Origin of the sequence: Pseudomonas sp. NPDC088429, assembly GCF_044753305.1 — a bacterium.
Taxonomy (GTDB): Bacteria; Pseudomonadota; Gammaproteobacteria; order Pseudomonadales; family Pseudomonadaceae; genus Aquipseudomonas; species Aquipseudomonas rustica.
In genome coordinates, this window is sequence record NZ_JBIVMX010000028.1 from 13,040 (window position 1) to 35,889 (window position 22,850).

Sequence of the window (22,850 nt, forward strand, 5' to 3'; positions counted from 1 at the left end):
TTATTCGGCTCGGGCTCGCACGTGGATCGCGGCGAACGGCTCATTCTGCACCAGCTCGACCAAGGATTCCTTGACCAGTTCAAGAATTGCCATAAAGGTCACCACCACACCCAGCCTGCCCTCTTCGGCAGTGAACAACTCGACAAACGGCACAAAACCGCCGCCCTTGAGGCGTTCCAGCACATCGCTCATGCGTTCGCGGGTGGACAGTGCTTCACGACTGACCTGGTGGCTTTCAAACATATCGCCACGGCGCAGCACTTCGGCCATGCACATCAAAATTTCTTCCAGCGCGACATCCGGCAACAGCTTGCGCGCGCGGGCTTCCGGGGCGTCGAGCTTGGGCACGATCACGTCGCGGCCGACGCGGCTGAGGTTGTCGATGCCTTCGGCGGCAGCCTTGAAACGCTCGTATTCCTGCAAACGGCGGATCAATTCGGCGCGCGGGTCGTCTTCTTCGTCTTCGATAGTTTCAGCGCGCGGCAGGAGCATGCGCGACTTGATCTCGGCGAGCATCGCGGCCATCACCAAGTACTCGGCAGCGAGTTCCAGGCGCACCGACTGCATCAACTCGACGTAACCCATGTACTGGCGGGTGATTTCCGCCACCGGGATGTCGAGGATGTTGATGTTCTGTTTGCGGATCAGGTACAGCAGCAGGTCGAGCGGGCCTTCGAAGGCTTCAAGAAACACCTCGAGCGCATCCGGCGGGATGTACAGGTCGAGCGGCATTTCCATGACCGCCTGGCCATAGACCATGGCGAACGGTAGTTCCTGCTGAGCATCGGCCTGGGGATCGACAACGGTTTCCACTGCGGACATTCAGGCCTCGACCATGAACGGCGTCGGATCGCCGCAACCGACGCGCACCACTTCCGGGTCGTCGCCGGTCAGGTCGATCACGGTGGAGGCTTTGATGCCGCCGAAACCGCCATCCACGATCAAATCCACTTGGTGTTCGAGCAACTGACGCATTTCGTACGGATCGCTGAGCGGGTCTTCATCGCCGGGCATGATCAGGGTCACGCTCATCAGCGGCTCGCCCAGTTCGGCCAGCAGCGCCAGCGCAATCGGATGGCTCGGCACGCGCAGGCCGATGGTGCGTTTCTTCGGATGCAGCAACAGGCGCGGCACTTCGCGGGTAGCGTTGAGAATAAAAGTGTAAGGCCCCGGCAGGTGCGCCTTGAGAATGCGGAAGGTGCCGGTGTCGATCTTGGCGTAATTGCCCAGTTGCGACAGGTCGCTGCAAATCAGCGCGAAGTTGTGCTTTTCATCGAGCTGACGCAGGCGTCGCACGCGTTCGATGGCGGTCTTGTCGCCGATTTGGCAACCGATCGCGTAGGAAGAGTCAGTGGGATACACCACTACCCCGCCCTTGCGGATGATCTCGACCGCCTGTTTGATCAGGCGCGCTTGCGGGTTTTCCGGATGAATCTGGAAAAATTGACTCACATTCTCTACCTGTTCAGACGGCGGCAATATCTGTGTCATGTTTGAACCGACACCACAGGGGTGGAAGGTCCTCGGGAACCGGCCGGTACTGGCCGATCTCGGACCAGCCGCCAGGGCCATGGAAGTCACTGCCGGCGCTGACCAGCAGACCGAACTCACGGGCAAGGATTGCCAGGCTGCCCACCTGTTCCGCAGGCTGGTGGCCATTGACCACCTCGATTGCATGCCCGCCTGCTTGAATATAGTCGGCAATCAGCTTTCGGCGCTTGCTGCGGGTGAAATCGTAGTGCCACGGATGCGCCAGACTGACCCAGGCATTGGCGGCGCGCAGCGTCCCGACGGTGTCTTCCAGCGTCGGCCAGTGCAGCTTGACGTCGCCCAACTTGCCGGCGCCGAGCCACTTGCGAAAGGCCTCGGCGCGATCCTTGACGAAACCTTCACGTACCATCCAGTCAGCGAAATGCGGACGGGCCGGCGCGTTGCCGCTGTCGCCCAGTTCCTGCTGGATTTTCCGCGCGCCGTCGAGGGCGCCGGGCATGCCTTTGAGGGCGAGCTTGCGGCTTATTTCTTCCGACCGCAGCCAGCGCCCATCGTGCAATTTGGCGATGGCCTCGACCAACGGCGCGGCGTTGACGTCGAAACCGTAGCCCAGCACATGAATGGTTGCGCCGCCCCAAGTGCAGGACAATTCGACGCCGTTGACCAGTTGCATGCCCAATTCTTTGGCGGTCGCGCGCGCTTCAGCGAGGCCTTCGAGGGTGTCGTGGTCGGTCAACGCCAGGACTCGCACGCCGTTTTCGAACGCACGCGCAACCAGAACCGCAGGCGCCAGTGCGCCATCGGAGGCCGTGCTATGGCAGTGCAAATCAACATTCACGGAGAGTTGTAACCTCAAATCAGCTGGCGCTATCGCGCGCCCATATGTTTGTTATTATGCCGCCACATCCAGCTTCTGGCTCTTACTGTGAAACAATTCATCGATTTCATCCCGCTTCTGCTGTTTTTCATCGTTTACAAACTTGATCCACGGGTGGTCGATGTCGCGGGCCATGAAGTCACTGTAGGCGGTATTTACAGCGCCACCGCGATGCTCATCATCAGCTCCCTGGTGGTGTACGGCGCGCTTTTCATCAAACAGCGCAAGCTGGAAAAGAGCCAGTGGCTGACCCTGATCGCGTGTCTGGTGTTCGGTAGCCTGACGCTGGCCTTCCACAGCGAAACTTTCCTCAAGTGGAAAGCCCCGGTGGTCAACTGGCTGTTCGCCGTCGCATTCATCGGCAGCCACTTCATCGGTGACCGCCTGCTGATCAAACGCATCATGGGCCACGCGCTGACCCTGCCGGATCCGGTCTGGACGCGCCTGAACATCGCCTGGGTCGCCTTTTTCCTGTTCTGCGGGGCCGCCAACCTGTTCGTCGCCTTCACCTTCCAGAGCTACTGGGTGGACTTCAAGGTGTTCGGCAGCCTGGGCATGACCCTGGTGTTCCTGGTCGCACAGGGCATTTACCTGTCGCGCCACCTGCACGATGCCGATACCCCAACAACACCAAAAACCGAGGACTGACATGCTCTACGCAATCATTGCCACCGACGTCGCCAACTCACTGGAAGCTCGCCTGGCCGCGCGCCCTGCGCATCTGGAACGCCTGCAAGCGCTCAAGGGCGAAGGCCGCATCGTATTGGCCGGCCCACACCCGGCCGTCGACAGCAATGATCCGGGCGCCGCAGGTTTCACCGGCAGCCTGATCGTCGCCGAGTTTGAATCCCTGAGTGCTGCGCAGGCATGGGCTGATGCTGATCCGTATATTGCGGCGGGTGTGTATGCCAATGTGGTCGTCAAACCGTTCAAACAGGTTCTGCCTTAACGCTGAAGACAGGGCCTTACGGGACTACTGTGACAAAGGGGATTCCTGTGGTGAGGGGATTCCTGTGGTGAGGGAATTTATGTGGCGAGGGGATTTATCCCCGTTGGGTCGCGAAGCGGCCCCAATGCCATCCAATGCGGTGTGCCTGACACACCGCATGCTCCCATTTCAGGACTGCTACGCAGTCCAGCGGGGATAAATCCCCTCGCCACAAATACTCATCTGGCACAAATAGTCATCTGGCTCAAATACTCATCTATCCAAAAATACCCACCTGCCACAAAACCCTCATCTGCCATAAAAATCCCATCAGCCACCAACATCACCTCCCGCGCACTGAACCTTCTCGCTTCTCACCCATCTCAATCGCTCATTATTCTCGTTCGTCTGCCGACAACCTGCCCACTATCCATTGGGAAGCAGGTGTTGCGATGCGCAAGGGTTCGTTGTGTCTGATGTTGATCACGCTGTCGATCATGGCGCCCGCCCATGGTGAGGAAATCGCCGAAGGCGGCAATTCCACGCCATTGTCATTAAGCGCCGGCAGCCAGATCACCGAGTTGCAGCAGCGCCTCAAGGCCAGCGAGCAGCAGCGAGAAGAACTGAGCAAACAACTGCAAAATGTCGACAACGAACGCGAAAGCGCTCAGCTCGCCCGGTTGCGCCAGGAGAACCAGCGCCTCAAGCTGCAACTCAAGGAAGCACAGGCCAGCCCGCTCCCGCGTTTGTTGACCGATCAACAGCAGTGGTTCGTCACGGGAGCCGGGGTAGCGCTATTGGCGCTGCTCTGCGGTATCTTTGCCAGTGGAGCAAGCCGAAAACGTCGGCAATGGCTAAATTGAGTGAGTCATGAGCGAGCTGTTACTGATTGATGATGACCAGGAGTTGTGCGAACTCCTGAGTAGCTGGTTAAGCCAGGAAGGCTTCCAGGTGCGCGCCTGCCACGATGGCCAGAGCGCCCGTAAAGCGTTGGCCGAAACCGCTCCGGCGGCGGTGGTGCTGGACGTGATGCTGCCCGACGGCAGCGGTCTGGAACTGCTCAAGCAGTTGCGCAACGATCATGCTGATCTGCCGGTGTTGATGTTGTCGGCCCGTGGCGAGCCACTGGATCGTATCCTCGGCCTGGAACTCGGCGCCGACGATTATCTGGCCAAACCGTGCGACCCGCGCGAACTGACCGCGCGCCTGCGCGCCGTATTGCGCCGCAGTCACCCGGCCGCCGTTTCGACGCAACTGGAGCTGGGCGACCTGAGTTTCAGCCCGGTGCGCGGTGTGGTCAGCATCGACGAGAAAGAACTGACCCTCACTGTTTCCGAAAGTCGTTTGCTCGAAGCCCTGCTCAAGCAGCCCGGCGAACCACTGGACAAGCAGGAACTGGCGCAGATCGCCCTCGGCCGCAAACTGACCCTGTACGACCGCAGCCTCGACATGCACGTCAGCAACCTGCGCAAAAAGATCGGCCCCCACCCCGACGGCCGCCCACGCATCGTCGCCCTGCGCAGCCGGGGTTACTACTACAGCCTCTGAATTACACCCGTCCCGCACGGGCATGACGATAAATCGCCCCCTGTAGGAGCTGCCGAAGGCTGCGATCTTTTGATCTTGTTTTTAAAAGACAGATCAAAAGATCGCAGCGTGCCGCAGCTCCTACAGGGATATGTGTAAGGCTGATGACGAAACGTCTTTACCCAAGCTTTACGTAGCGCTGACCGCCGCTGACCTTGATCTCCGTAATCTGAACTCATCCGGAACGTACCGGGAACGAGACAAGGAGATACACCATGCGCAAGACTCTTATCGCTCTGATGTTCGCTGCCGCTCTGCCAACCGTTGCCATGGCCATGCCGCAAGATGGCGGCCCGATGGGTGGCCCGCTCGACGGCCCACGCCACGGCGGTCAGATGCACGGCATGCACGGCAAAGGCCCGTACAGCCAACTCGACCTGTCCCGCGAACAGCGTGAGCAGATTCGCAAGATCATGGGCGAGCAGATGCACGAGCGTAAGCAAGTGGTCGACAAGTACCTGGAAAAACTCTCGCCAGCGGATCAGAAAGCCCTGAAAGACGAGATGGCCGCCAACCACAAGAAAGGCGAGGCCGATGTTCGTGCGGTGCTGAAGCCGGATCAACAGAAGAAATTCGACGAGATCCAGAAAAAACAGGCTGAACGCCGTGCCGAATGGGCCGAGTTCAAGGCGTGGAAAGCGCAACAGCCGCAAAAAGCGCAATAATGTTCTGACCATGGCCCAACGGCTAACCCCGTTGGGCCTTTTTGCACTTGCCCCTGTAGGAGCTGCGGCACGCTGCGATCTTTTGACTGTGGGACGCAGAGCGTCCCCGGCTGCATTCCCACGCAGAGCGTGGGAACGATCAGATCGCAGCGTGCCGCAGCTCCTACAGTGGTTTATGTTTGATTGAGGATTTTCTGTGCGTTCATTGTTCTGGCGTATTCTCGCGAGCTTCTGGCTGGCCATCGCATTGGTGGCCGGGTTGTCGATTCTGCTCGGGCATATGCTCAATCAGGACGCGTGGATCCTCAGCCGCCATCCGGGCCTCAACACCTTGGCCGGCGACTGGACGCAAACCTACGAAGCCCAGGGCGAGGAAGCAGCTCAGGACATCCTCGAACAACGCAAACGTCAATATCACATCGACGTCCAGGTGCTGAACGAATCCGGCGATCCGGTCGTACGCGGCACCTTCCCGCGCCGCGCCGCCGCCTTCGAAGCCCGACAGAACAACGATGACCGCCGCCTGCCATGGCACCGCCTCACAGACGAATTCACCAGCGAAAAAACCGGCGACACCTACCTGTTCATCTACCGCATCCCGCACCCGGAACTCGACGCCTGGCACCGCGAAAGCCTGCTTTGGCCGCTGAGTGCGTTGGGCATCGCGCTGGTCGTACTGACCCTGTTCAGCCTGCTGGTAACTTTCTCCATCACCCGCCCGCTCAGTCGATTACGCGGCGCGGTGCATGATCTGGGGCAGACCACCTATCAGCAAAACAGCCTGGCCAAACTGGCCAACCGCCGCGATGAATTCGGCGTACTCGCCACCGACTTCAACCGCATGGGCGCGCGCTTGCAAAGCCTGATCGGCAGCCAGCGCCAGTTGCTGCGCGACGTTTCCCACGAATTACGTTCACCACTGGCGCGGCTGCGCATTGCTTTGGCGCTGGCCGAACGGGCCAATCCGGAAGAACGCGAAAAGCTTTGGCCGCGCCTGACCCGCGAGTGCGACCGCCTCGAAGCGTTGATCAGCGAGATTCTGGTGTTGGCACGGGTCGATGCAGACAACGCCAGTGCGGAAGACGTGGATTTGAATGCGCTGCTCGGCACTTTGCAGAAGGACGCGAAACTCGGTTCGCCCGAGCAGACAGTGCGTCTGGACGTTGAACCGAATCTGCAACTCAAAGGTTGGCCGACGATGATTGAGCGGGCCGTCGATAATCTTCTGCGTAATGCTCAGCGTTTCAACCCGGAGGGGCAGGCGATTGAAATGCAGGCGTCACGTCAGGGCGAGAAAATTATTGTGAGCGTGCGCGACCATGGGCCGGGAGTGCAGGCCGAACATTTGAGTCAGTTGGGTGAACCGTTCTATCGGGCACCGGGGCAGACGGCGGCGGGACATGGCTTGGGACTGGCGATTGCACGCAGGGCGGCGGAACGGCATGGCGGGAGTTTGACGTTGGCCAATCATCCGCAGGGCGGGTTTATTGCCAGTCTGGAATTGCCGCTGGTGCCGGGAGCGGTGGTGCAACTTTAAGAGCCTAAAAGCTACCCTCACCCCAGCCCTCTCCCGGAGGGAGAGGGGGCCGACCGCGGTGTCTGGTGTCATGCATCGACCTGAAACACTGCGTTGATTATGGATTCTGAACCGTAATTAACTCCGGATTCAGCCGAGCACTTTCAGGTCGGCGCACCCCAACAGCATCCCCCAATCAGTCCCCTCTCCCTCGGGGAGAGGGCTAGGGTGAGGGGCTCTTCGCTTTACGCCTGACCGGGCCAGGCGCTGACAAACTCGGCCAGATCAACCTTCTCCGCCACACGCGGTTCTTTCTGCGGGGTGCCGAGGTACAAGAACGCAATCACCTCTTCACCCTCAACCAAACCCAAACCCTGCGCCACGTGCCGGGAATACGCCAAATCCCCGGTGCGCCACACCGCGCCAATCCCCTGCGCATACGCCGCCAGCAAAATCCCGTGCGCCGCACACCCGGCGGCGAGCAATTGCTCAGCTTTCGGATACTTCACGTGTTCCTGCAATTTAGCGATCACCACAACCACCAACGGCGCTCGCAGCGGGCCGTTGCGGGCCTTGTCGATCATCGGTTCGGTGACTTCGCCTTCTTGCTGCTGCGCCGCTTCGGCCAACAACTCGCCCATTTGCTCGCGCGCCGCGCCTTCGACGGTCAGGAAGCGATACGGCTGCAAATGCCCGTGATCCGGCGCACGCAAGGCTGCACCAAACAAGGCTTCGCGCTGTTCGGCAGTAGGGGCCGGTTCGACCAGTCGTGGAACGGAAACACGGTTGAGCAACGCGTCGAGAGCCTGCATCGGCCACCTCCTGAAAAATATGTGCGGCTATTCTAGCTGTAACTGCCAACAGGATGCCGGTTTACATGCCCTGCCTCGCAGGTAGAATGGCGCCCTCCCCACCACAGCCCGAGCGGACTTCATGGCGTTGCCGACCTTACGGATCATTGGTTTCATCATCGGCATCTTCCTGATCACGCTGGCTGTTGCCATGGTCGTGCCCATGGCCACCTTGGTGATTTTCGATCGCACCAGCGATCTGCCGTCGTTCCTCTGGGCGAGCATGATCACCTTCGTCGCCGGCCTCGCGCTGGTGATTCCGGGTCGGCCCGAACACATTCATTTGCGCCCGCGTGACATGTATTTGCTCACCGTCAGCAGTTGGCTGGTGGTGTGTATCTTCGCCGCGCTGCCGTTTCTGCTGACCCAGCACATCAGCTACACCGACTCGTTTTTCGAAAGCATGTCCGGGATCACCGCCACCGGTTCGACCGTGCTCAATCATCTCGACGACATGTCCCCCGGCATCCTGATGTGGCGCTCGTTGCTGCACTGGATCGGCGGCATCGGCTTTATCGGTATGGCGGTGGCAATTCTGCCGCTGTTGCGCATCGGTGGCATGCGCCTGTTCCAGACCGAATCGTCCGACCGTTCGGAGAAGGTCATGCCGCGCTCGCACATGGTGGCGCGCCTGATCGTGGCGGCGTACGTCGGCATCACCATTGTCGGCAGCCTCGCGTTCTGGTGGGCCGGGATGAGCCCGTTCGATGCGATCAATCACGCGATGTCGGCGATTTCCACCGGCGGTTTCTCGACCTCCGACCAGTCGCTGGCCAAGTGGACGCAACCGGCGGTGCACTGGGTTGCGGTGGTGATCATGATTCTCGGCAGCCTGCCGTTCACCCTGTACGTGGCGACCATGCGCGGCAACCGCAAGGCGTTGATCCGCGATCAGCAGGTGCAGGGTTTGCTGGGGATGTTGCTGGTGACGTGGCTGGTGCTTGGCACCTGGTATTGGTGGACGACCAACCTGCATTGGCTGGACGCGCTGCGCCACGTAGCGCTGAACGTGACCTCGGTGGTCACCACCACTGGTTTCGCCCTCGGCGACTACAGCCTGTGGGGCAACTTCTCGCTGATGCTGTTTTTCTATCTGGGTTTTGTCGGCGGCTGTTCCGGCTCAACGGCGGGCGGGATCAAGATTTTCCGTTTCCAGGTTGCCTACATCCTGCTCAAGGCCAACCTTAATCAGCTGATTCACCCGCGCGCGGTGATCAAGCAGAAGTACAACGGTCACCGTCTCGACGAAGAGATCGTGCGTTCGATTCTGACCTTTTCGTTCTTCTTCGCCATCACCATCTGCGTGATCGCCCTGCTGCTATCGCTGCTTGGCGTCGACTGGATGACCGCGCTGACCGGCGCTGCCAGCACCGTGTCCGGCGTTGGCCCGGGCCTGGGCGAGACCATTGGCCCGGCGGGTAACTTTGCCACCCTGCCGGATGCGGCGAAGTGGATCCTGTCGTTCGGCATGCTGCTCGGCCGACTCGAGATCATTACTGTGTTTGTGCTGTGTATTCCGGCATTTTGGCGTCATTGACCGCGTTCGGCGCCTGCAACAGCCGCGCCCGGTAATCGCCGGGCGTGGTGTCGAACCAGCGGCGGAAGGCGCGGAAGAAGTTGCTCGGGTCAGCGAAGCCCAACAGATAAGCGATTTCCAACAAGGTCATGCTCGGTTGCGCCAAATACTGCTCGGCCAGTTCGCGACGGGTGTCATCGAGCAACTGCTGAAAACTCGTCCCCTCCTCCTGCAACCGCCGCTGCAATGTGCGCTGAGATAAATGCAGAGTTTGCGCCACGGTGTCGCGCTTCGGCTCGCCTTGCGGGAGTAAACGGCACAGCACCTGCCGTGCCTTGTGCGTGACCCGGCTCTCGGAAAACCGCGCCAGATATTCCCCGGCAAAACGATCGTGCAGCAGCGCCATCGCCTCGTTGGCGGTGGGCAGCGGCGCTTCCATGTCGGCGCGTTCGAAGATCAGCGCATCGTACGGTGCGTTGAACACCAACGGCGCGTGAAAGGCTTGTTTATACGGTTCGAGATCGGCGGGTTGAGCGCCCTGCACCAGCACCTTGACCGGGTGCAGCGTACGCCCGCTCAACCAGCCGCACAGGCCCAATGCACAGGCCAGCGAGGCTTCAGCGCTTTGTCGGGTCGGCGGCAGATGATCGCCATGCACAGTCAGAATCAGCGCATAGCCTTCTTCGAGCAGACGAAAACTCAGGTCGGCACTTTCGGCGATGATCCGCTGATAGCGCACCAGCCGTTGAAAGCCTTCAGCCAGCGTATTGCTCGACATCAGCGCGTAACCGGCGACATGAAACGATGCCGGTCGCACCACTTTGCCCATGTTCAGGCCGATCGCCGGATTACCGGACAGCTCGACCGCCCGTTGCCAGAGCCGGGTCATGGAATCTTGCGGAAAGCGCGCATCCGGATCATCCAGAGCCGTGTAATCGAGCCCCAGTTGCTTGAACAGAACCCGGCAATCCAGGCCGTCCATCTCCAATGCTTTGACAATCCCCATCGCCCAGCTTGCAGAAGTCGTTCGTTCGCTCATGGCGTTTTTCTTTTACATGATGGGCCGCATGTTACGGCCTGATTTGCGAAGGATACTAAAGTGGCGCCGATTGTCACTGGCCCACGCCAATGATCACTCTAGACTCAAATAAGCTACCCGCAGAACAACTCGTCGCCAGAACAATAACCACAGAGAACGCGGTCGTGGAAAACATCAAGCAATTCAACAGCTTCGCTGAGTTCTATCCGTATTACCTCAGTGAGCACAACAACAGCACCTGCCGGCGTCTGCATTTCATCGGTACAACGCTGGTTATTTTCATTCTGGCGATGACCATCGCCAAAGGCGCCTGGCTGCTGTTATTGGCCGTGCCATTGGCGGGGTACAGCTTTGCCTGGATCGGGCATTTCTTTTTCGAGAAGAACCGGCCGGCGACTTTCCAGCATCCGCTGTACAGCCTGCTCGGCGATTTCGTCATGTACCGCGACATGATTCTGGGTCGCGTGGCGTTCTAAACAATAAGAAACACGAGGTTTGCCGATGAATGCCAATGCCCGTTTCACCCATATGAAGGATGGCACGCAGGAAGACTGGGCGATCATCGCCTCGGACTTCAGCGCCTACGCCAAACAATTGCCCTCGCGGATCATGGCTCACCTGAAACTGCTTGAAGGCGACTTCGGCGGCTTCCCGGTGGATCGCTTGACCCACTCGCTGCAAACCGCAACCCGCGCCTTTCGTGATGGTCGCGACGAGGAATACGTGGTCTGCGCGTTGCTGCATGACATTGGCGACACTCTGGGTTCGTACAACCATCCGGACATTGCGGCGGCGATTCTCAAGCCGTTCGTCAGTGCTGATAACTTGTGGATGGTGGAGAAACACGGGGTGTTTCAGGGCTACTACTTCTTTCATCATTTGGGCATGGATCGGCATTTGCGCGAGCAGTTCGCCGGGCATCCGCAGTATCAGGCGACGGCCGAGTTTTGCGCCAAGTACGATGCGGCGGCGTTTGATCCGGCGTATGACACGCTGCCGTTGAGCTTTTTTGAACCGATGATGGAGCGGTTGTTTGCGCAGCCGAAGAACTCCATTTACAAGGCGGCGATGGAAGAACATAGCCCCGCCTAAGATCAAAAGATCGCAGCCTTCGGCAGCTCCTACACAGGTCTCATGTAGGAGCTGCCGAAGGCTGCGATCTTTTGCATTTAAGCGAGTTCGGCGACTTTGGCCGCTTTTAGCTCCGCCTCTCGCGCCTGCGCATCCGCCAGCCGGTACAACTCGATCGTGCCATCCCAATGCTCGATCAGCGCCGTACACGACTCCACCCAATCGCCGCAGTTGAGGTAATCCACCTCGCCGACCTTACGAATCTCGGCATGGTGAATGTGCCCGCAGACCACCCCGTGCAACCCGCGCTTCACGCACTCATGGGCGATGGCTTCTTCGAAGTCACTGATAAAACTCACCGCCGTCTTCACCTTGTGCTTCAGGTACGCCGACAGCGACCAGTAACCGTAGCCATAACGCGCACGCCAATGGTTGAGCCAGCGATTCAGGGTCAGGGTAAATTCGTAGGCCGAATCGCCGAGGAAGGCCAGCCAGCGGTGATATCGGGTGATCACATCAAACTGATCGCCGTGAATCACCAGCAGATGCCGACCGTCCGCGGTGACGTGCACCGCTTCGTCGACCAATTGAATATTGCCCAGAATCAGCTTCGAGTAACGGCGCAAGAACTCGTCGTGATTGCCAGTGACGTAAATCACTTCGGTGCCGCGCTTGCTCATGGTCAGCAATCGACGAATCACGTTGGTGTGCGCTTGCGGCCAGTACATGCCGCCGCGCAGTTTCCAGCCGTCGATGATGTCGCCGACCAGATACACCTTGTCGGCGTGGTAGCCCTTGAGGAACGTTGACAAGTGCTCGGCCTGGCAATCGCGCGTGCCCAGGTGCACGTCGGAGATCCACAGGGTTCGCACCCGTTGTTTGCGGCTGGGTCTGGCGAGCTCGGCGCTGGTCATGGGCAACCCTCTGCGATGTTTTCGCCACTCTGCGCGCATCCGGTGAATCGACCATGACAAGCGCGAGTCAGTCCTGTGACAGCGCACACAGCGCCCGCCGGTGTAGACTGCAGGCCTGCCCGGAGACTTGTTTATGCGCCCGATTCTCACCCTGCGTCAGTACACCCGCGATCTGATCGTCCACAGCCACGAGCACGCCCAACTGGTGTTCGGGCTGTCCGGCGCGCTGGACTTCGAGGTCGAGGGCCGTGGCAGTCAGGTGCGTCAGCAAAGTTTTGTGGTGATCCCTTCGGGTGCGCACCACGCGTGCGGCAGTCCCGATGGCAGCCGCTGTCTGGTGATGGACATTCCTGACGGGCAATGGCTGGTGGATTCGTTGGGTGAACATGCCGAGACCAGCCGCCGTTTGCTCGATCAGCCTGCGCGTTTGTCGCTGGATTCCGGGCAGAGTCAGTTGGTCAGTTGGCTGGCGAACAGCCCGGTCAGCGATCCGTTGATCGCGCAGCAAGGCTCGGTATTGCTGCTGGCCAGTCTCAATCATGCGAAACCGGCCGAACTGACTGCCCGCCGTTTGCCTTATGCGGCGCTGGATGCGCACATCGAGCAGAACGCGGCTTATCCGCTGCAAGTTGCCGATCTGGCGCGGGTTGCCGGGCTGTCGAGTGCGCGGCTGCATGCGCGGTTTATGGCGGAGTGCGGGCAGACGCCGATGGATTACATGCGCAGTCGACGCCTGCATCTGGCGGTGCAAATGTTGCGCGACACGGTGTTGCCGATGGGCGAGATTGCCAGCCGCGTCGGTTACAGCTCGCAGAGTGCCTTCTCGGCCGCCGTCCTGCGCGAGTTCGGCTCATCACCCGGCCAGCTTCGGCGCGATTCCGGCGACAAAAGACGATAGTCCGCCGACAGACTTACTGATCTCCACACGCTTAAATGTGATCGTTCCCACGCTCTGCGTGGGAATGCAGCCCGTGACGCTCCGCGTCACTGGACGCAGAGCGTCCCTAGAGGCGTTACCACGCAGAGCGTGGGAACGATCAATGCATCACAACGAATCGTGTCTGGATTAAGGATTGCAATGACCCCGCGTACCGCCCTCGGCGCTCTGCACATTGGTGCTTTGATGTTTGGCCTGACCGGTGTGTTCGGCAAACTCGCTGCCGCCTCCCCCGCCGTGATCGTTTTCGGCCGCGCCGCTTTTGCCGTGCTCGCTCTGGCGTTTTTTGCCCGTTTCGCCAGCCAGCATGGCTGGCGAAAACTCGAGGCCGTGGACTGGCGTCGACTGATCCTCAGCGGCGTATTGCTGGCCGGGCATTGGGTGAGTTTCTTCATTTCGGTGAAAGTCGCCGGCGTGGCCATCGCGACCTTGGGCTTCGCCAGTTTCCCGGCATTCACGGTGATTCTTGAAGGGCTGATCTTCCGTGAACGCATCCGCACCAACGAGATTGTGCTGGTGGTGCTGGTCAGCGTCGGCCTGATTCTGGTGACTCCGGCGTTCGATCTGGGCAGCGGCGCCACCGTTGGTTTGCTCTGGTCGGTGCTGTCGGGGCTGCTGTTCTCCTTGCTGTCGCTGACCAACCGCGCCAGCTCCGGACGCATTCCGGCGGTACAGGCGGCGCTGTGTCAAAACGTGGTGGTGGCGCTGTGTCTGCTGCCGGTCGCGGCGCCGCAATTGAGCGAAGTGCGCGCGCTGGACTGGTTGTGGATCGCCCTGCTCGGCGTGTTCTGCACCGGCGTCGCTCACAGCCTGTTCGTGGCCAGTCTGGCGGTGATCAAGGCGCGCACCGCCGCGGTGGTGTTCGCGATGGAGCCGGTCTACGGCATCACCGTCGCCTCGCTGCTGTTCAATGAAAACCCGACGCCGAAGATGTTGATCGGCGGCGCGCTGATCATTGTCGCCATCGTCGTCTCGGCGCGGATGTCAGGCAATGCCGACAAGAAAACCGTCGCCGCCGAGGCCGCGTCTCACTGAGTGCGATCGTTGTGGCCGAGGTCGCGGTCAGGATCGATCTGATCGCGCACCCGCTGCTTCAGCACCTTGGCTTCCGGAAAACCGCCGTCGGCCTTGCGTTCCCAGATCTGCACGCCAGCGCAGGTGATCTGAAACACCCCGCCAGTGCCCGGCACCAACGAGACTTTGCCGAGATCGTCGCCGAAGGTGCTGAGCAACTCCTGCGCCAGCCACGCGGCGCGCAACAGCCATTGGCATTGCGTGCAATAAGTGATGACAACTTCTGCTTTTCCGACAGTCATGTTCGCGACAACTCCTGAGACAGAGGGCGCCGCTATAATAGCCGGCTTTACCGCTTGCCCCGAGACTCACAATGCGCCGTCTGCTGTTCTGCCTGCTGCTTGGTTTTCTGCCCCTCTTCGTCCATGCCACTGAAGCGCCGCGCCCGAAAATCGGTCTGGTGCTGTCCGGCGGCGCCGCGCGCGGGCTGGCGCACATCGGCGTGCTCAAGGCTTTGGAAGAGCAAGGCATCAAGATCGATGCGATCGCCGGCACCAGCATGGGTGCGGTGGTCGGCGGCCTGTACGCCTCGGGTTACAAGATCGACGAGCTGGAAAAACTCGCGCTGAACATCGACTGGCAAGCCGCGCTGTCCGACGCGCCACCGCGTGAAGACGTGCCGTTTCGACGCAAGCAGGACGACCGCGATTTTCTGGTGAAACAGAAACTCAGCTTTCGCGACGACGGCAGCCTCGGCCTGCCATTGGGCGTGATTCAAGGGCAAAACCTCTCGTTGCTGCTGGAAAGTCTGTTGGCGCACACCAGTGATACCCGCGATTTCGACAAACTGCCGATCCCGTTCCGCGCCGTGGCCACCGACATCGCCAACGGTGAAAAAGTGGTCTTCCGCAAAGGCCATCTGCCGCAGGTGATTCGCGCGAGCATGTCGATCCCCGCTGTGTTCGCGCCGGTCGAACTCGATGGCCGGTTGCTGGTGGACGGCGGCATGACCGACAACATTCCGCTCGATGTGGCGCGGGAAATGGGCGTCGACATCGCCATCGTCGTCGACATCGGTACGCCGCTGCGCAACCGCAAACAACTGACCACCGTGGTCGACGTGCTCAATCAGTCGATCACCCTGATGACCCGGCGCAACTCGGAAGAACAACTCGCCGCGCTGCACGCCGATGACGTTTTGATTCAGCCGGCACTGGCCGCCTTCGGCGTCACCGATTTCGGCAAGGCCCAGGAAATGATCGAAGCCGGTTACCGCGCGACCAAAGCCCTCGACGCCCGCCTCGCACAGCTCAAACCGAGTGAATCCCAGGACGCCGAACTCAACGCCGCCCGCTCGCCGGGCCAGCGCACGCCGGTCATCACCGCCATTCGTGTGGAGAACGATTCGAAAGTCGATGATGACGTGATCCGCTACTACATCCGTCAACCCATCGGCGAACCGCTGGATCTGGGCCGACTGCATTCGGACATGGGCACCTTGTACGGCCTCGATTACTTCGAGCAGGTGCAATACCGCGTGGTGCACAAAGGCCCGGATCACACCCTGGTGATCAGCGCGCGCGGCAAACGCAGCGGCACCGATTACCTGCGCGTCGGCCTCAATCTGTCGGATGACATGCGCGGCGACAGCGCCTTCAACCTCGGCGCCAGCTACCGCGTCAACGGCATCAACCGTCTCGGCGCGGAATGGCTGACGCGTGCGCAGATCGGCGACAAACAAGAGTTGTACACCGAGTTCTATCAGCCGCTGGACGTCGGTTCGCGCTACTTCGTCGCCCCGTATGCATCGTTCGAAGCGCAGAACGTCGAGTCGATTCTCGATAACGATCCGATCGCGCAATACCGCGTCGAGCGCTACGGTTTCGGCCTCAACCTCGGTCGGCAGATCGGCAACAACGGCGAAGTGCGTTTCGGCGTTGGCGAAGCGTGGGGCAAGGCCGATGTGCGCATTGGCGATCAGGATCTGCCGAGCGAAAGCTTCAACGAAGGCTTCTACTCGTTGAAGTACTCGTATGACTCGCTGGACAACGTTTACTACCCTCACGAAGGCAAGGACATCAGCCTGACGCTGACGCAATTCGAACCGAGCCTGGGCTCGGATACACGTTACCGGCAGTGGGATTTCAAAATCGACAAAGCCATGAGTCATGGCCCCGACACGTTGATCCTTGGCGGTCGTTACGGGCGCACGCTGGACGACGCCAATGTGGTGACATCGAGCTTCCTGCTCGGCGGCGCGCGGCAGTTGTCGGGGTTCCGGGAAGATGCGATTTCCGGGCAGAACGTCAGCCTGATGCGTGCCGTGTATTTCCGCCGTCTGACGCCGCGTTCGTACTTGCCGCTGGACTTCCCGCTGTACGCCGGTGCTTCGCTGGAGCGTGGGCGGGCGTGGAACAATGACAATGAGTTCGACAGTGGTTACATCAATGCGGCGAGTGTGTTTATCGGGTTTGACACGCCGCTGGGGCCGTTGAATTTCACGTATGGGTTGAATGATGCGGATGAGCAGGCGGTTTATCTGAATCTTGGGCAGACTTTTTGATTAGCGTTGTCTGATCTGGCGCCATCGCGAGCAGGCTCACTCCTACATTTGAATTGCGAACACAATTCAAATGTAGGAGTGAGCCTGCTCGCGATAGCGTCAGTACATTCACCGCCTCGCTCAAATCAGCGAATCCCGGCTAACAACGTCCGCGCCGTCTGCTTTAGTGGTTCATCGCCCTCTTTGAGCAATTCATTAAGCAACGCAATCGCACTGTCGATATCGCCGTCATCAATGCAGTTCTGCGCCTGCTCAAGCTTGCCGGCGCCCTCCTCCATTTCAGGCTCTGACAGCTGCAAATCCAGCGGCTCCAGCGTCAACGCCTGCGAATCACCAAACTCATTGAGGAAGTCATCATCCAGCGGCTGCGCATCCGGCTCGGGAATCCATTCCAGCTCCGACTCCTCCGACAATGGCTGAACCGGCGCTGGAGAGTTGTCCTGCAGATCCCAACTGGAATCCATCGACAGCTCGCCCAGATTCAATTCGAAATCATCCACCGGCGGCGTGGGTTCGGGCTGAGCGGCAGCGATCGGTGCGGCCACCAGAACCGGCGCAACATTCGTCAGCTTCGGATGCCGATCGCGAACTGCCTGCAATTCGTGTTCATCGACTCCAAGCTGTCGCAAGTGGTTTTCCTGTTGCTCGTACGCGGCGTTATCGCCTTGGCGCCCTAAAACTTCGAGCAGTTGCACCCCGAGGTCGATGCGTTCCGGTTCCTTGGCCAAGGCATCGCGCAGTAAGCCGACGGCCTCGCCGAGCCGGCCGTACGCCAGATAAATGCCCACCGCTTCCAACACATCGCCTGCTGCGGGTTCTTCGCGGTGTTCGGCTGAGGCGTGGTGTCTGAATGAATCGGGACTCTGCGTTTCCTCCGTGTCGGGCTCGATGCCAAGTGGCAGCGCCGGCGCGGCAACGGTTTGCGTTTGTTGGCGACGGCGCACGATCAACCCGCCAATCAGCGCGACCAACAACAGCACTAATCCGCCGAGCAGCAGCCAGTTGGGCGAATCATCTTCCGTAGCGACTGGCGCAATTACCGGAGCGGGTGCTGCCGTCACAGCTGGCGGCGGTTTCTGCAGCTCGGCCAGACGCGTCTGCAATTCGCCCATTTGTTTTTTGCCGTCGGTGATCAGCGCCTGTTGCTCCTGCAACTTGGCGTTTTGCTCTTCGATGGTTTTTTGCAATTGCTGGTTGAGCAACACGCTGGCGGCTAACTGTTCAGCGACTGCATCGTTGGCCGGTGCGGCCGGGGCTGGTGGGGGCGGAGCAGTTTCGCGCTTGCCCTGCGCGGCCTGAACCGGCGCAGTCGCAGGCTCGACAATCGGAAACGCAGAAGACTGCGCGCGGGGATCCGGCTCATCAGTGGCCGGCTCGATTCCCGGCGTACCCGGCGGATCAATCAGCACCGTGTATTCGCGCAGCAATCGGCCGTTGGGCTGATTGAGCTGCACGAGGAAATTGAGGAAGGGTTCGTTAACCGGTTTGCTGGACGTCACCCGGATCATCTGGCGATTGCCATGCAGGATCGGGATGAACTTGAGGTCGTTGAGGAAGAACACCCGCTCGACCCCGGCCTCAGCGAACTCATCCGCCGTCGCCAGGCGCACGGACAGATCGTTTTGTGTCAGCCCACCAACATCCACCAACGCGATGTCGGCCTTGAGCGGCTGATTGAGGCTTGAATGAATCGTAATGTCACCCAGCCCCAACGCCATCGACCACGTCGAGTAACTGAATAGCCCAGCCAGCAGCAGCCATTTGCCGCCACTGCGCCGTATCACGTGCCAACTTGCGAGCATGAGCATCCCTTAAATAAGCAAAACCGACTTCTATGCGTTCGCACATCCGGTACGAACACGATATTGCCCAGTAGTTCTTATAGTCGGCTCAGTGCGATCTCTCAAAAAATCGGCACAGGGTTGTGCCTCAAGATTTTTCCAGGTTGGTCAGAATGTGCGCGTGGACGCGCATGCACACCTTCAAATCCGCCTCGTCGACGCCTTCGAACAATTCGTGGCGCAACTGCGTGGCAATAGTTTCAATTTGTTCGATGAGCGGCAGCGCGGGGGCGCAAAGGACGATTTTTTTCGCCCGACGGTCTTCCATCACGGACTGCCGTTGCACCAGGCCCTGGCTTTCCAGACTATCGAGCAAGCGCGCGAGGGTCGGCCCTTCAACGCCGACGCTCTGCGCCAGCTCACGTTGGGTCGGCGCCTCTTCAAAACGCGCCAGATGCAGCAGCACCAGCCAGCGCGCCTGGGACAGGCCCAGCCCGGCGAGACGGCGATCCAGTTCGGCGCGCCAGCCACGGGACATCTGGGCCAGCTGCATGCCAAAGCGGTGTTGATCGGTTAACGGCATAAAACACTCACGGTTAGTCTGAAAAATAAGGAATTTCTAATTATTAGCCAGCTAAGCATGAGCTGCAGTTATAGGCAAGAGTCGCTCTGTACTGAATCGTTACATCTTGAAGCCCCTCACCCTAGCCCTCTCCCGGAGGGAGAGGGGACTGAATGGGGGATGCGCGGGAGGTACGCCGACTTGAATGGGCTTTGCTGAATCCAAAATTGGAAAGCCCTCACCCTAGCCCTCTCCCGGAGGGAGAGGGAACTGAATGGGGGATATTGGGGAATTACGCCGACGTGATAGCTCAGCGTTGAATCCATAATCGACTGGGATCTTCAGATCGATGTATGGCGCAAGACACCTCGGTCGGCCCCCTCTCCCTCTGGGAGAGGGCTGGGCGGGCGGCGTTCCGATGAGGGCCTGCAGCAAATTACATCTCAAATTCCGACTGCAACGCCGCCCGAACGCAATACAGCACGCCTTCCGGAACCCGCCCGGCAAACAATTCGGCAATCTCAGCGACCGACGGCAACTCCCCCTCACCATCAAGAAACGCATCCTGCACTTCACCCATCAGCTCTTCAGGCAGATCCAGCGCCTGTTCCAGCGACAACTGCTGCTTGCCAATCGCTTCAGCGAGCATGGTGTAAACGTTCTTCTCCGAACATTGCAACTGACCGGCAATCTGCAACGGCGTCATACCCGCCCGAGCCAGTGTAATCAGCTCATGGCGCACATCGGCCACGACTTTCGGCGCCTCGACCTCACCGCCGAGTACTTCGAGGAAGGCATCGCCGTAACGCTCAAGTTTGCGCGCACCAACACCGCTGACCCGGGCCATTTCCGCCAGCGAGGTCGGTTGGCTGCGGAGCATTTCCAGCAACGTCGAATCCGGGAAAATAACGTACGGCGGCACGCCATGTTCTTCGGCGAGTTTGCGCCGCAACGCACGCAGGGCTTCCCACTGTTCGCGCTCTTCGCCGCGCACCAGTTGACTGGCCGGGCTCTTGCTGCCGCTTTTGGCGGTGACTTGCGGCTTGAGGTCGCGGCGCAGCTCCAGGCTCACTTCGCCTTTAAGCAATGGTCGGCAACTGTCGTTCAATCGCAGCCCGCCATAACCTTCGTGATCGACATCCGCCAGACCCCGCGCCACCAACTGACGGAACAACGAGCGCCATTCGCTCTCGCTCAACGCCTTGCCAACGCCCCACACCGACAGATGCTGATGACCGAAGCTGCGGATTTTTTCGTTGTCCTTGCCCAGCAGCACATCGACCAAATGACCGACACCATAACGTTGACCGGTACGGAAAATTGCCGACAACGCCTGTCGCGCAGGCTCGGTGGCGTCCCACGTCTGCACGCCATCGACGCAGTTATCGCAGTGGCCGCACGGCTCGGGCATGTCTTCGTCGAAATACGCCAGCAAGGTCTGACGACGGCAGCGGGTTTCTTCGCAGAGCGAGAGCATCGCGTCGAGTTTGTGCTGCTCCAGACGCTTGTGGCGCTCGTCGCCTTCGGAGTTTTGCAGCATCTGCTTGAGCATCACCACGTCTTGCAGACCGTAGGCCATCCACGCGTCCGCCGGCAGACCGTCCCGGCCGCCGCGACCGGTTTCCTGGTAATACGCCTCAAGGGATTTCGGCAGATCGAGGTGCGCAACGAAGCGCACGTTGGGCTTGTCGATGCCCATGCCGAACGCCACGGTGGCGACCATGATCAGGCCTTCCTCATTAAGGAAGCGCTTCTGGTTGAAGGCACGCAAATCATTGGGCAGACCGGCGTGATACGGCAGCGCCGGGAAACCCTGCTCGCTCAAGAACGTCGCGACCTCTTCAACTTTCTTGCGCGACAGGCAATAGACGATGCCGGCGTCGCTGCGTCGCTCGGCCAAAAACGCCAACAACTGCTTGCGCGGCTGCTCTTTCGGCACGATGCGGTAAAAAATGTTCGGACGGTCGAAGCTCGACAGGAAACGCTCGGCGTTCTGCAGGTGCAGACGCGTGACGATTTCTTCGCGGGTACGTTTGTCGGCGGTGGCGGTCAGGGCGATGCGCGGCACATCGGGAAACAGTTCCGCCAGTTGACCGAGTTGCAGGTATTCCGGACGGAAATCGTGGCCCCATTGCGACACGCAGTGCGCTTCGTCGATGGCGAACAACGCGATGTCCAGGCTTTGCAGGAACGACAGCATGCGCGGTTGCACCAGACGCTCGGGCGCCAGGTACAACATTTTCACTTCACCACGTTTGATTCGTGCGGCGAGGTCGCGCTGCTGTTCGGCGCTCAGTGTCGAGTTCAACGCCGCCGCAGCGACGCCCAGCTCTTCAAGAGTGGCGACCTGGTCGTCCATCAACGCGATCAGCGGCGAGACCACTACCGCCAGGCCTTCGCGCAACAGCGCCGGCACCTGGAAGCACAGGGATTTGCCGCCACCGGTAGGCATCAGAACCAGTGCGTCACCGCCGCTGGCCACGCGCTCAATGATTGCACCCTGACGGCCACGAAAACTGTCGTAGCCGAAGATGTCCTTGAGGACGCGTTGAGCCTGTTCGAGCATAGAAACTCCAAAAATCACAAAAACATCCCTGCAAGGCTGGTTCATGACGGGCAAAGCTGCACCGCTGAATCGTAAGAACGCATTGCATGACGGCCGCAATGCGGGCAGGGATCGCAAAACGCGGCAGTATACCCGAGGCCTTCCCTGCACAGGGCGACACCCGTCGATACAATCTGCGATGCGCCCCTGTCTCCTGTAGGAGCTGCCGAAGGCTGCGATCTTTTGATGTGGTTTTTAAAAGATCAAAAGATCGCAGCCTTCGGCAGCTCCTACAGGGGATTAGGTTGTTCTGCCCGGCAAATCTGCCGTGCGGCTGGCTTGAGCGCGCAAGAAGGCCTAGAATTCCCGCATTGTTTATTCCCCCAAGGTAGCCCCGTAATGTCCTTCGCTGAGCAACTAACCCGCCTGCAAGTCTTCCTCGACGCCGACGAGCTGCACGACGAGGCGCTGGATTACGTGGCCGCTCACGGCTACCTGACCGCCCTGTCGATCTGCTCGGACGTCGTGCCGGATCGCGAGTGGATCGACGCGCTGTTCGCCGAAGAGCCGCACTACAGCGGTGAAGCCCAGCGCGAAGAAATCGAAGCCACGCTGATCGGCCTCAAGGCGCACATCGCCCGTCAACTGGCGTCGGATGAAGAATTCGAGCTGCCGTGCGAACTGGATCTGGGTGAAGATCCGGACGATTCCGAACTGCGCGGCTGGTGCATCGGTTTCATGGAAGGCGTGTTCCTGCGCGAAGCCGCCTGGTTCGAAACCGCTGAAGAAGAAGTCAGCGAAATGCTTCTGCCGATCATGGTCGGTTCGGGCCTGTTCGACGAACAGCCTGAGTTCGAAGACATCGCCAAAGACGCCAACCTGATGGACGACATGATCGTGCAGATCCCGGAAGCCCTGACCGCGCTGTACTTGCTGTGCCAGGCGCCAGACGAAAAACCGGCGATCCTCAAGCCACGTCACCACTAAGATCCG

The 22,850-nt window shown here is 60.0% G+C and carries 23 protein-coding genes; 13 read left to right on the top strand and 10 right to left on the bottom strand.

The genetic code is table 11. The features are described 5' to 3' along the window. Genes ACIP66_RS15710 through ACIP66_RS15720 form a run of 3 tightly spaced genes read right to left on the bottom strand, consistent with a single transcriptional unit; the run spans position 1 to position 2,329 of the window. The gene (locus ACIP66_RS15710) at positions 1–822 is read right to left on the bottom strand and encodes a segregation and condensation protein A (protein WP_400649051.1); all 822 of its coding nucleotides are present in this window, start codon (positions 820–822) and stop codon (positions 1–3) included. Then, positions 823–1,452 carry an L-threonylcarbamoyladenylate synthase gene (locus tag ACIP66_RS15715; protein WP_038363745.1) on the bottom strand — a complete coding sequence of 210 codons (630 nt, stop codon included), beginning with the start codon at positions 1,450–1,452 and terminating at the stop codon, positions 823–825. Positions 1,453–1,465: 13 nt separating this feature from the next. After that, a complete protein-coding gene (locus ACIP66_RS15720; protein WP_159812589.1) occupies positions 1,466–2,329 on the bottom strand; it encodes a PHP domain-containing protein in 864 nt (287 codons plus the stop codon). An 87-nt stretch (positions 2,330–2,416) separates the two neighbouring features. On the opposite strand from ACIP66_RS15720, the gene ACIP66_RS15725 reads away from it, so the two are divergent. The 6 genes from ACIP66_RS15725 to ACIP66_RS15750 all read left to right on the top strand — a co-directional run bounded on the left by ACIP66_RS15725 (position 2,417) and on the right by ACIP66_RS15750 (position 7,085). Continuing rightward, positions 2,417–3,016 (top strand): septation protein A, encoded by a 600-nt coding sequence (locus tag ACIP66_RS15725; protein ID WP_400649053.1) that lies wholly within the window; start codon positions 2,417–2,419, stop codon positions 3,014–3,016. A 1-nt stretch (position 3,017) separates the two neighbouring features. Beyond that, positions 3,018–3,317: a YciI family protein gene (locus tag ACIP66_RS15730; protein ID WP_122661555.1), complete on the top strand. Its 300-nt coding sequence runs from the start codon at positions 3,018–3,020 to the stop codon at positions 3,315–3,317. A 431-nt stretch (positions 3,318–3,748) separates the two neighbouring features. After that, complete coding sequence (locus ACIP66_RS15735; protein ID WP_400649055.1) at positions 3,749–4,159, top strand: translation initiation factor 2; 411 nt, start codon at positions 3,749–3,751, stop codon at positions 4,157–4,159. Positions 4,160–4,166: 7 nt separating this feature from the next. Next, the gene (locus ACIP66_RS15740) at positions 4,167–4,844 is read left to right on the top strand and encodes a response regulator transcription factor (protein WP_053118261.1); all 678 of its coding nucleotides are present in this window, start codon (positions 4,167–4,169) and stop codon (positions 4,842–4,844) included. A 254-nt stretch (positions 4,845–5,098) separates the two neighbouring features. Next, the gene (locus tag ACIP66_RS15745; protein ID WP_053118259.1) at positions 5,099–5,548 is read left to right on the top strand and encodes a Spy/CpxP family protein refolding chaperone; all 450 of its coding nucleotides are present in this window, start codon (positions 5,099–5,101) and stop codon (positions 5,546–5,548) included. 196 nt (positions 5,549–5,744) lie between these two features. Continuing rightward, positions 5,745–7,085 carry a sensor histidine kinase gene (locus tag ACIP66_RS15750; protein ID WP_400649057.1) on the top strand — a complete coding sequence of 447 codons (1,341 nt, stop codon included), beginning with the start codon at positions 5,745–5,747 and terminating at the stop codon, positions 7,083–7,085. A gap of 224 nt (positions 7,086–7,309) precedes the next feature. Here ACIP66_RS15750 and ACIP66_RS15755 read toward each other — a convergent pair whose 3' ends face one another. Beyond that, complete coding sequence (locus tag ACIP66_RS15755) at positions 7,310–7,876, bottom strand: nitroreductase family protein (RefSeq protein ID WP_400649058.1); 567 nt, start codon at positions 7,874–7,876, stop codon at positions 7,310–7,312. A gap of 121 nt (positions 7,877–7,997) precedes the next feature. Here ACIP66_RS15755 and ACIP66_RS15760 point away from each other — a divergent pair, with 121 nt between their 5' ends. Next, on the top strand, positions 7,998–9,452 hold the full coding sequence (locus ACIP66_RS15760) for a TrkH family potassium uptake protein (protein ID WP_008087314.1): 1,455 nt from the start codon (positions 7,998–8,000) through the stop codon (positions 9,450–9,452). Here ACIP66_RS15760 and ACIP66_RS15765 read toward each other — a convergent pair. Next, complete coding sequence (locus tag ACIP66_RS15765; protein WP_218187425.1) at positions 9,409–10,470, bottom strand: AraC family transcriptional regulator; 1,062 nt, start codon at positions 10,468–10,470, stop codon at positions 9,409–9,411. The genes ACIP66_RS15760 and ACIP66_RS15765 overlap by 44 nt on opposite strands. 164 nt (positions 10,471–10,634) lie before the next feature. Between ACIP66_RS15765 and ACIP66_RS15770 the strand changes: the two genes are divergently transcribed. Beyond that, positions 10,635–10,946, top strand: a complete 312-nt coding sequence (locus ACIP66_RS15770) for a DUF962 domain-containing protein (RefSeq protein ID WP_053118254.1) — start codon at positions 10,635–10,637, stop codon at positions 10,944–10,946. A 25-nt stretch (positions 10,947–10,971) separates the two neighbouring features. Next, a complete protein-coding gene (locus ACIP66_RS15775; RefSeq protein WP_212545153.1) occupies positions 10,972–11,562 on the top strand; it encodes an HD domain-containing protein in 591 nt (196 codons plus the stop codon). Between the two features lie 77 nt (positions 11,563–11,639). Here the strand turns inward: ACIP66_RS15775 and ACIP66_RS15780 are convergent, their stop codons facing one another. Further along, positions 11,640–12,455, bottom strand: coding sequence for a UDP-2,3-diacylglucosamine diphosphatase (locus tag ACIP66_RS15780; protein ID WP_053118250.1), 816 nt, complete (start codon positions 12,453–12,455; stop codon positions 11,640–11,642). A gap of 133 nt (positions 12,456–12,588) precedes the next feature. Between ACIP66_RS15780 and ACIP66_RS15785 the strand changes: the two genes are divergently transcribed. Then, positions 12,589–13,353, top strand: coding sequence for an AraC family transcriptional regulator (locus ACIP66_RS15785; protein WP_212550875.1), 765 nt, complete (start codon positions 12,589–12,591; stop codon positions 13,351–13,353). A gap of 180 nt (positions 13,354–13,533) precedes the next feature. Beyond that, entirely contained in the window at positions 13,534–14,427 is an 894-nt protein-coding gene (locus ACIP66_RS15790; protein WP_400649060.1) for a DMT family transporter, read from the top strand. On the opposite strand, the gene ACIP66_RS15795 is transcribed toward ACIP66_RS15790, so the two are convergent. After that, complete coding sequence (locus ACIP66_RS15795; RefSeq protein WP_400649062.1) at positions 14,421–14,708, bottom strand: SelT/SelW/SelH family protein; 288 nt, start codon at positions 14,706–14,708, stop codon at positions 14,421–14,423. The two genes, ACIP66_RS15790 and ACIP66_RS15795, sit on opposite strands and share 7 nt — an antisense overlap. Before the next feature lie 71 nt (positions 14,709–14,779). Here ACIP66_RS15795 and ACIP66_RS15800 point away from each other — a divergent pair, with 71 nt between their 5' ends. Then, on the top strand, positions 14,780–16,969 hold the full coding sequence (locus ACIP66_RS15800; RefSeq protein ID WP_282359075.1) for a patatin-like phospholipase family protein: 2,190 nt from the start codon (positions 14,780–14,782) through the stop codon (positions 16,967–16,969). 125 nt (positions 16,970–17,094) lie between these two features. Here the strand turns inward: ACIP66_RS15800 and ACIP66_RS15805 are convergent, their stop codons facing one another. The 3 genes from ACIP66_RS15805 to recQ all read right to left on the bottom strand — a co-directional run bounded on the left by ACIP66_RS15805 (position 17,095) and on the right by recQ (position 21,878). Next, positions 17,095–18,771 carry a FimV/HubP family polar landmark protein gene (locus ACIP66_RS15805; protein WP_400649064.1) on the bottom strand — a complete coding sequence of 559 codons (1,677 nt, stop codon included), beginning with the start codon at positions 18,769–18,771 and terminating at the stop codon, positions 17,095–17,097. Positions 18,772–18,898: 127 nt separating this feature from the next. After that, complete coding sequence (locus ACIP66_RS15810; RefSeq protein WP_053118236.1) at positions 18,899–19,333, bottom strand: MarR family transcriptional regulator; 435 nt, start codon at positions 19,331–19,333, stop codon at positions 18,899–18,901. 415 nt (positions 19,334–19,748) lie between these two features. Beyond that, positions 19,749–21,878: a DNA helicase RecQ gene (gene recQ / locus ACIP66_RS15815; protein ID WP_053118234.1), complete on the bottom strand. Its 2,130-nt coding sequence runs from the start codon at positions 21,876–21,878 to the stop codon at positions 19,749–19,751. Between the two features lie 378 nt (positions 21,879–22,256). Between recQ and ACIP66_RS15820 the strand changes: the two genes are divergently transcribed. After that, on the top strand, positions 22,257–22,844 hold the full coding sequence (locus ACIP66_RS15820; RefSeq protein ID WP_053118230.1) for a YecA family protein: 588 nt from the start codon (positions 22,257–22,259) through the stop codon (positions 22,842–22,844). The last annotated feature ends 6 nt before the right edge of the window (positions 22,845–22,850 follow it).

Excerpts from the sequence above, each read along its gene's own strand:
- ACIP66_RS15790 (WP_400649060.1), top strand. The coding sequence starts at position 13,534 with ATGACCCCGCGTACCGCCCTCGGCGCTCTGCACATTGGTGCTTTGATG.
- recQ (WP_053118234.1), bottom strand. The coding sequence starts at position 21,878 with ATGCTCGAACAGGCTCAACGCGTCCTCAAGGACATCTTCGGCTACGAC.
- ACIP66_RS15755 (WP_400649058.1), bottom strand. The coding sequence starts at position 7,876 with ATGCAGGCTCTCGACGCGTTGCTCAACCGTGTTTCCGTTCCACGACTG.
- ACIP66_RS15735 (WP_400649055.1), top strand. The coding sequence starts at position 3,749 with ATGCGCAAGGGTTCGTTGTGTCTGATGTTGATCACGCTGTCGATCATG.
- ACIP66_RS15760 (WP_008087314.1), top strand. The coding sequence starts at position 7,998 with ATGGCGTTGCCGACCTTACGGATCATTGGTTTCATCATCGGCATCTTC.
- ACIP66_RS15795 (WP_400649062.1), bottom strand. The coding sequence starts at position 14,708 with ATGACTGTCGGAAAAGCAGAAGTTGTCATCACTTATTGCACGCAATGC.
- ACIP66_RS15745 (WP_053118259.1), top strand. The coding sequence starts at position 5,099 with ATGCGCAAGACTCTTATCGCTCTGATGTTCGCTGCCGCTCTGCCAACC.
- ACIP66_RS15805 (WP_400649064.1), bottom strand. The coding sequence starts at position 18,771 with ATGCTCGCAAGTTGGCACGTGATACGGCGCAGTGGCGGCAAATGGCTG.
- ACIP66_RS15775 (WP_212545153.1), top strand. The coding sequence starts at position 10,972 with ATGAATGCCAATGCCCGTTTCACCCATATGAAGGATGGCACGCAGGAA.
- ACIP66_RS15820 (WP_053118230.1), top strand. The coding sequence starts at position 22,257 with ATGTCCTTCGCTGAGCAACTAACCCGCCTGCAAGTCTTCCTCGACGCC.
- ACIP66_RS15740 (WP_053118261.1), top strand. The coding sequence starts at position 4,167 with ATGAGCGAGCTGTTACTGATTGATGATGACCAGGAGTTGTGCGAACTC.
- ACIP66_RS15800 (WP_282359075.1), top strand. The coding sequence starts at position 14,780 with ATGCGCCGTCTGCTGTTCTGCCTGCTGCTTGGTTTTCTGCCCCTCTTC.
- ACIP66_RS15810 (WP_053118236.1), bottom strand. The coding sequence starts at position 19,333 with ATGCCGTTAACCGATCAACACCGCTTTGGCATGCAGCTGGCCCAGATG.
- ACIP66_RS15730 (WP_122661555.1), top strand. The coding sequence starts at position 3,018 with ATGCTCTACGCAATCATTGCCACCGACGTCGCCAACTCACTGGAAGCT.
- ACIP66_RS15765 (WP_218187425.1), bottom strand. The coding sequence starts at position 10,470 with ATGAGCGAACGAACGACTTCTGCAAGCTGGGCGATGGGGATTGTCAAA.
- ACIP66_RS15710 (WP_400649051.1), bottom strand. The coding sequence starts at position 822 with ATGTCCGCAGTGGAAACCGTTGTCGATCCCCAGGCCGATGCTCAGCAG.
- ACIP66_RS15780 (WP_053118250.1), bottom strand. The coding sequence starts at position 12,455 with ATGACCAGCGCCGAGCTCGCCAGACCCAGCCGCAAACAACGGGTGCGA.
- ACIP66_RS15785 (WP_212550875.1), top strand. The coding sequence starts at position 12,589 with ATGCGCCCGATTCTCACCCTGCGTCAGTACACCCGCGATCTGATCGTC.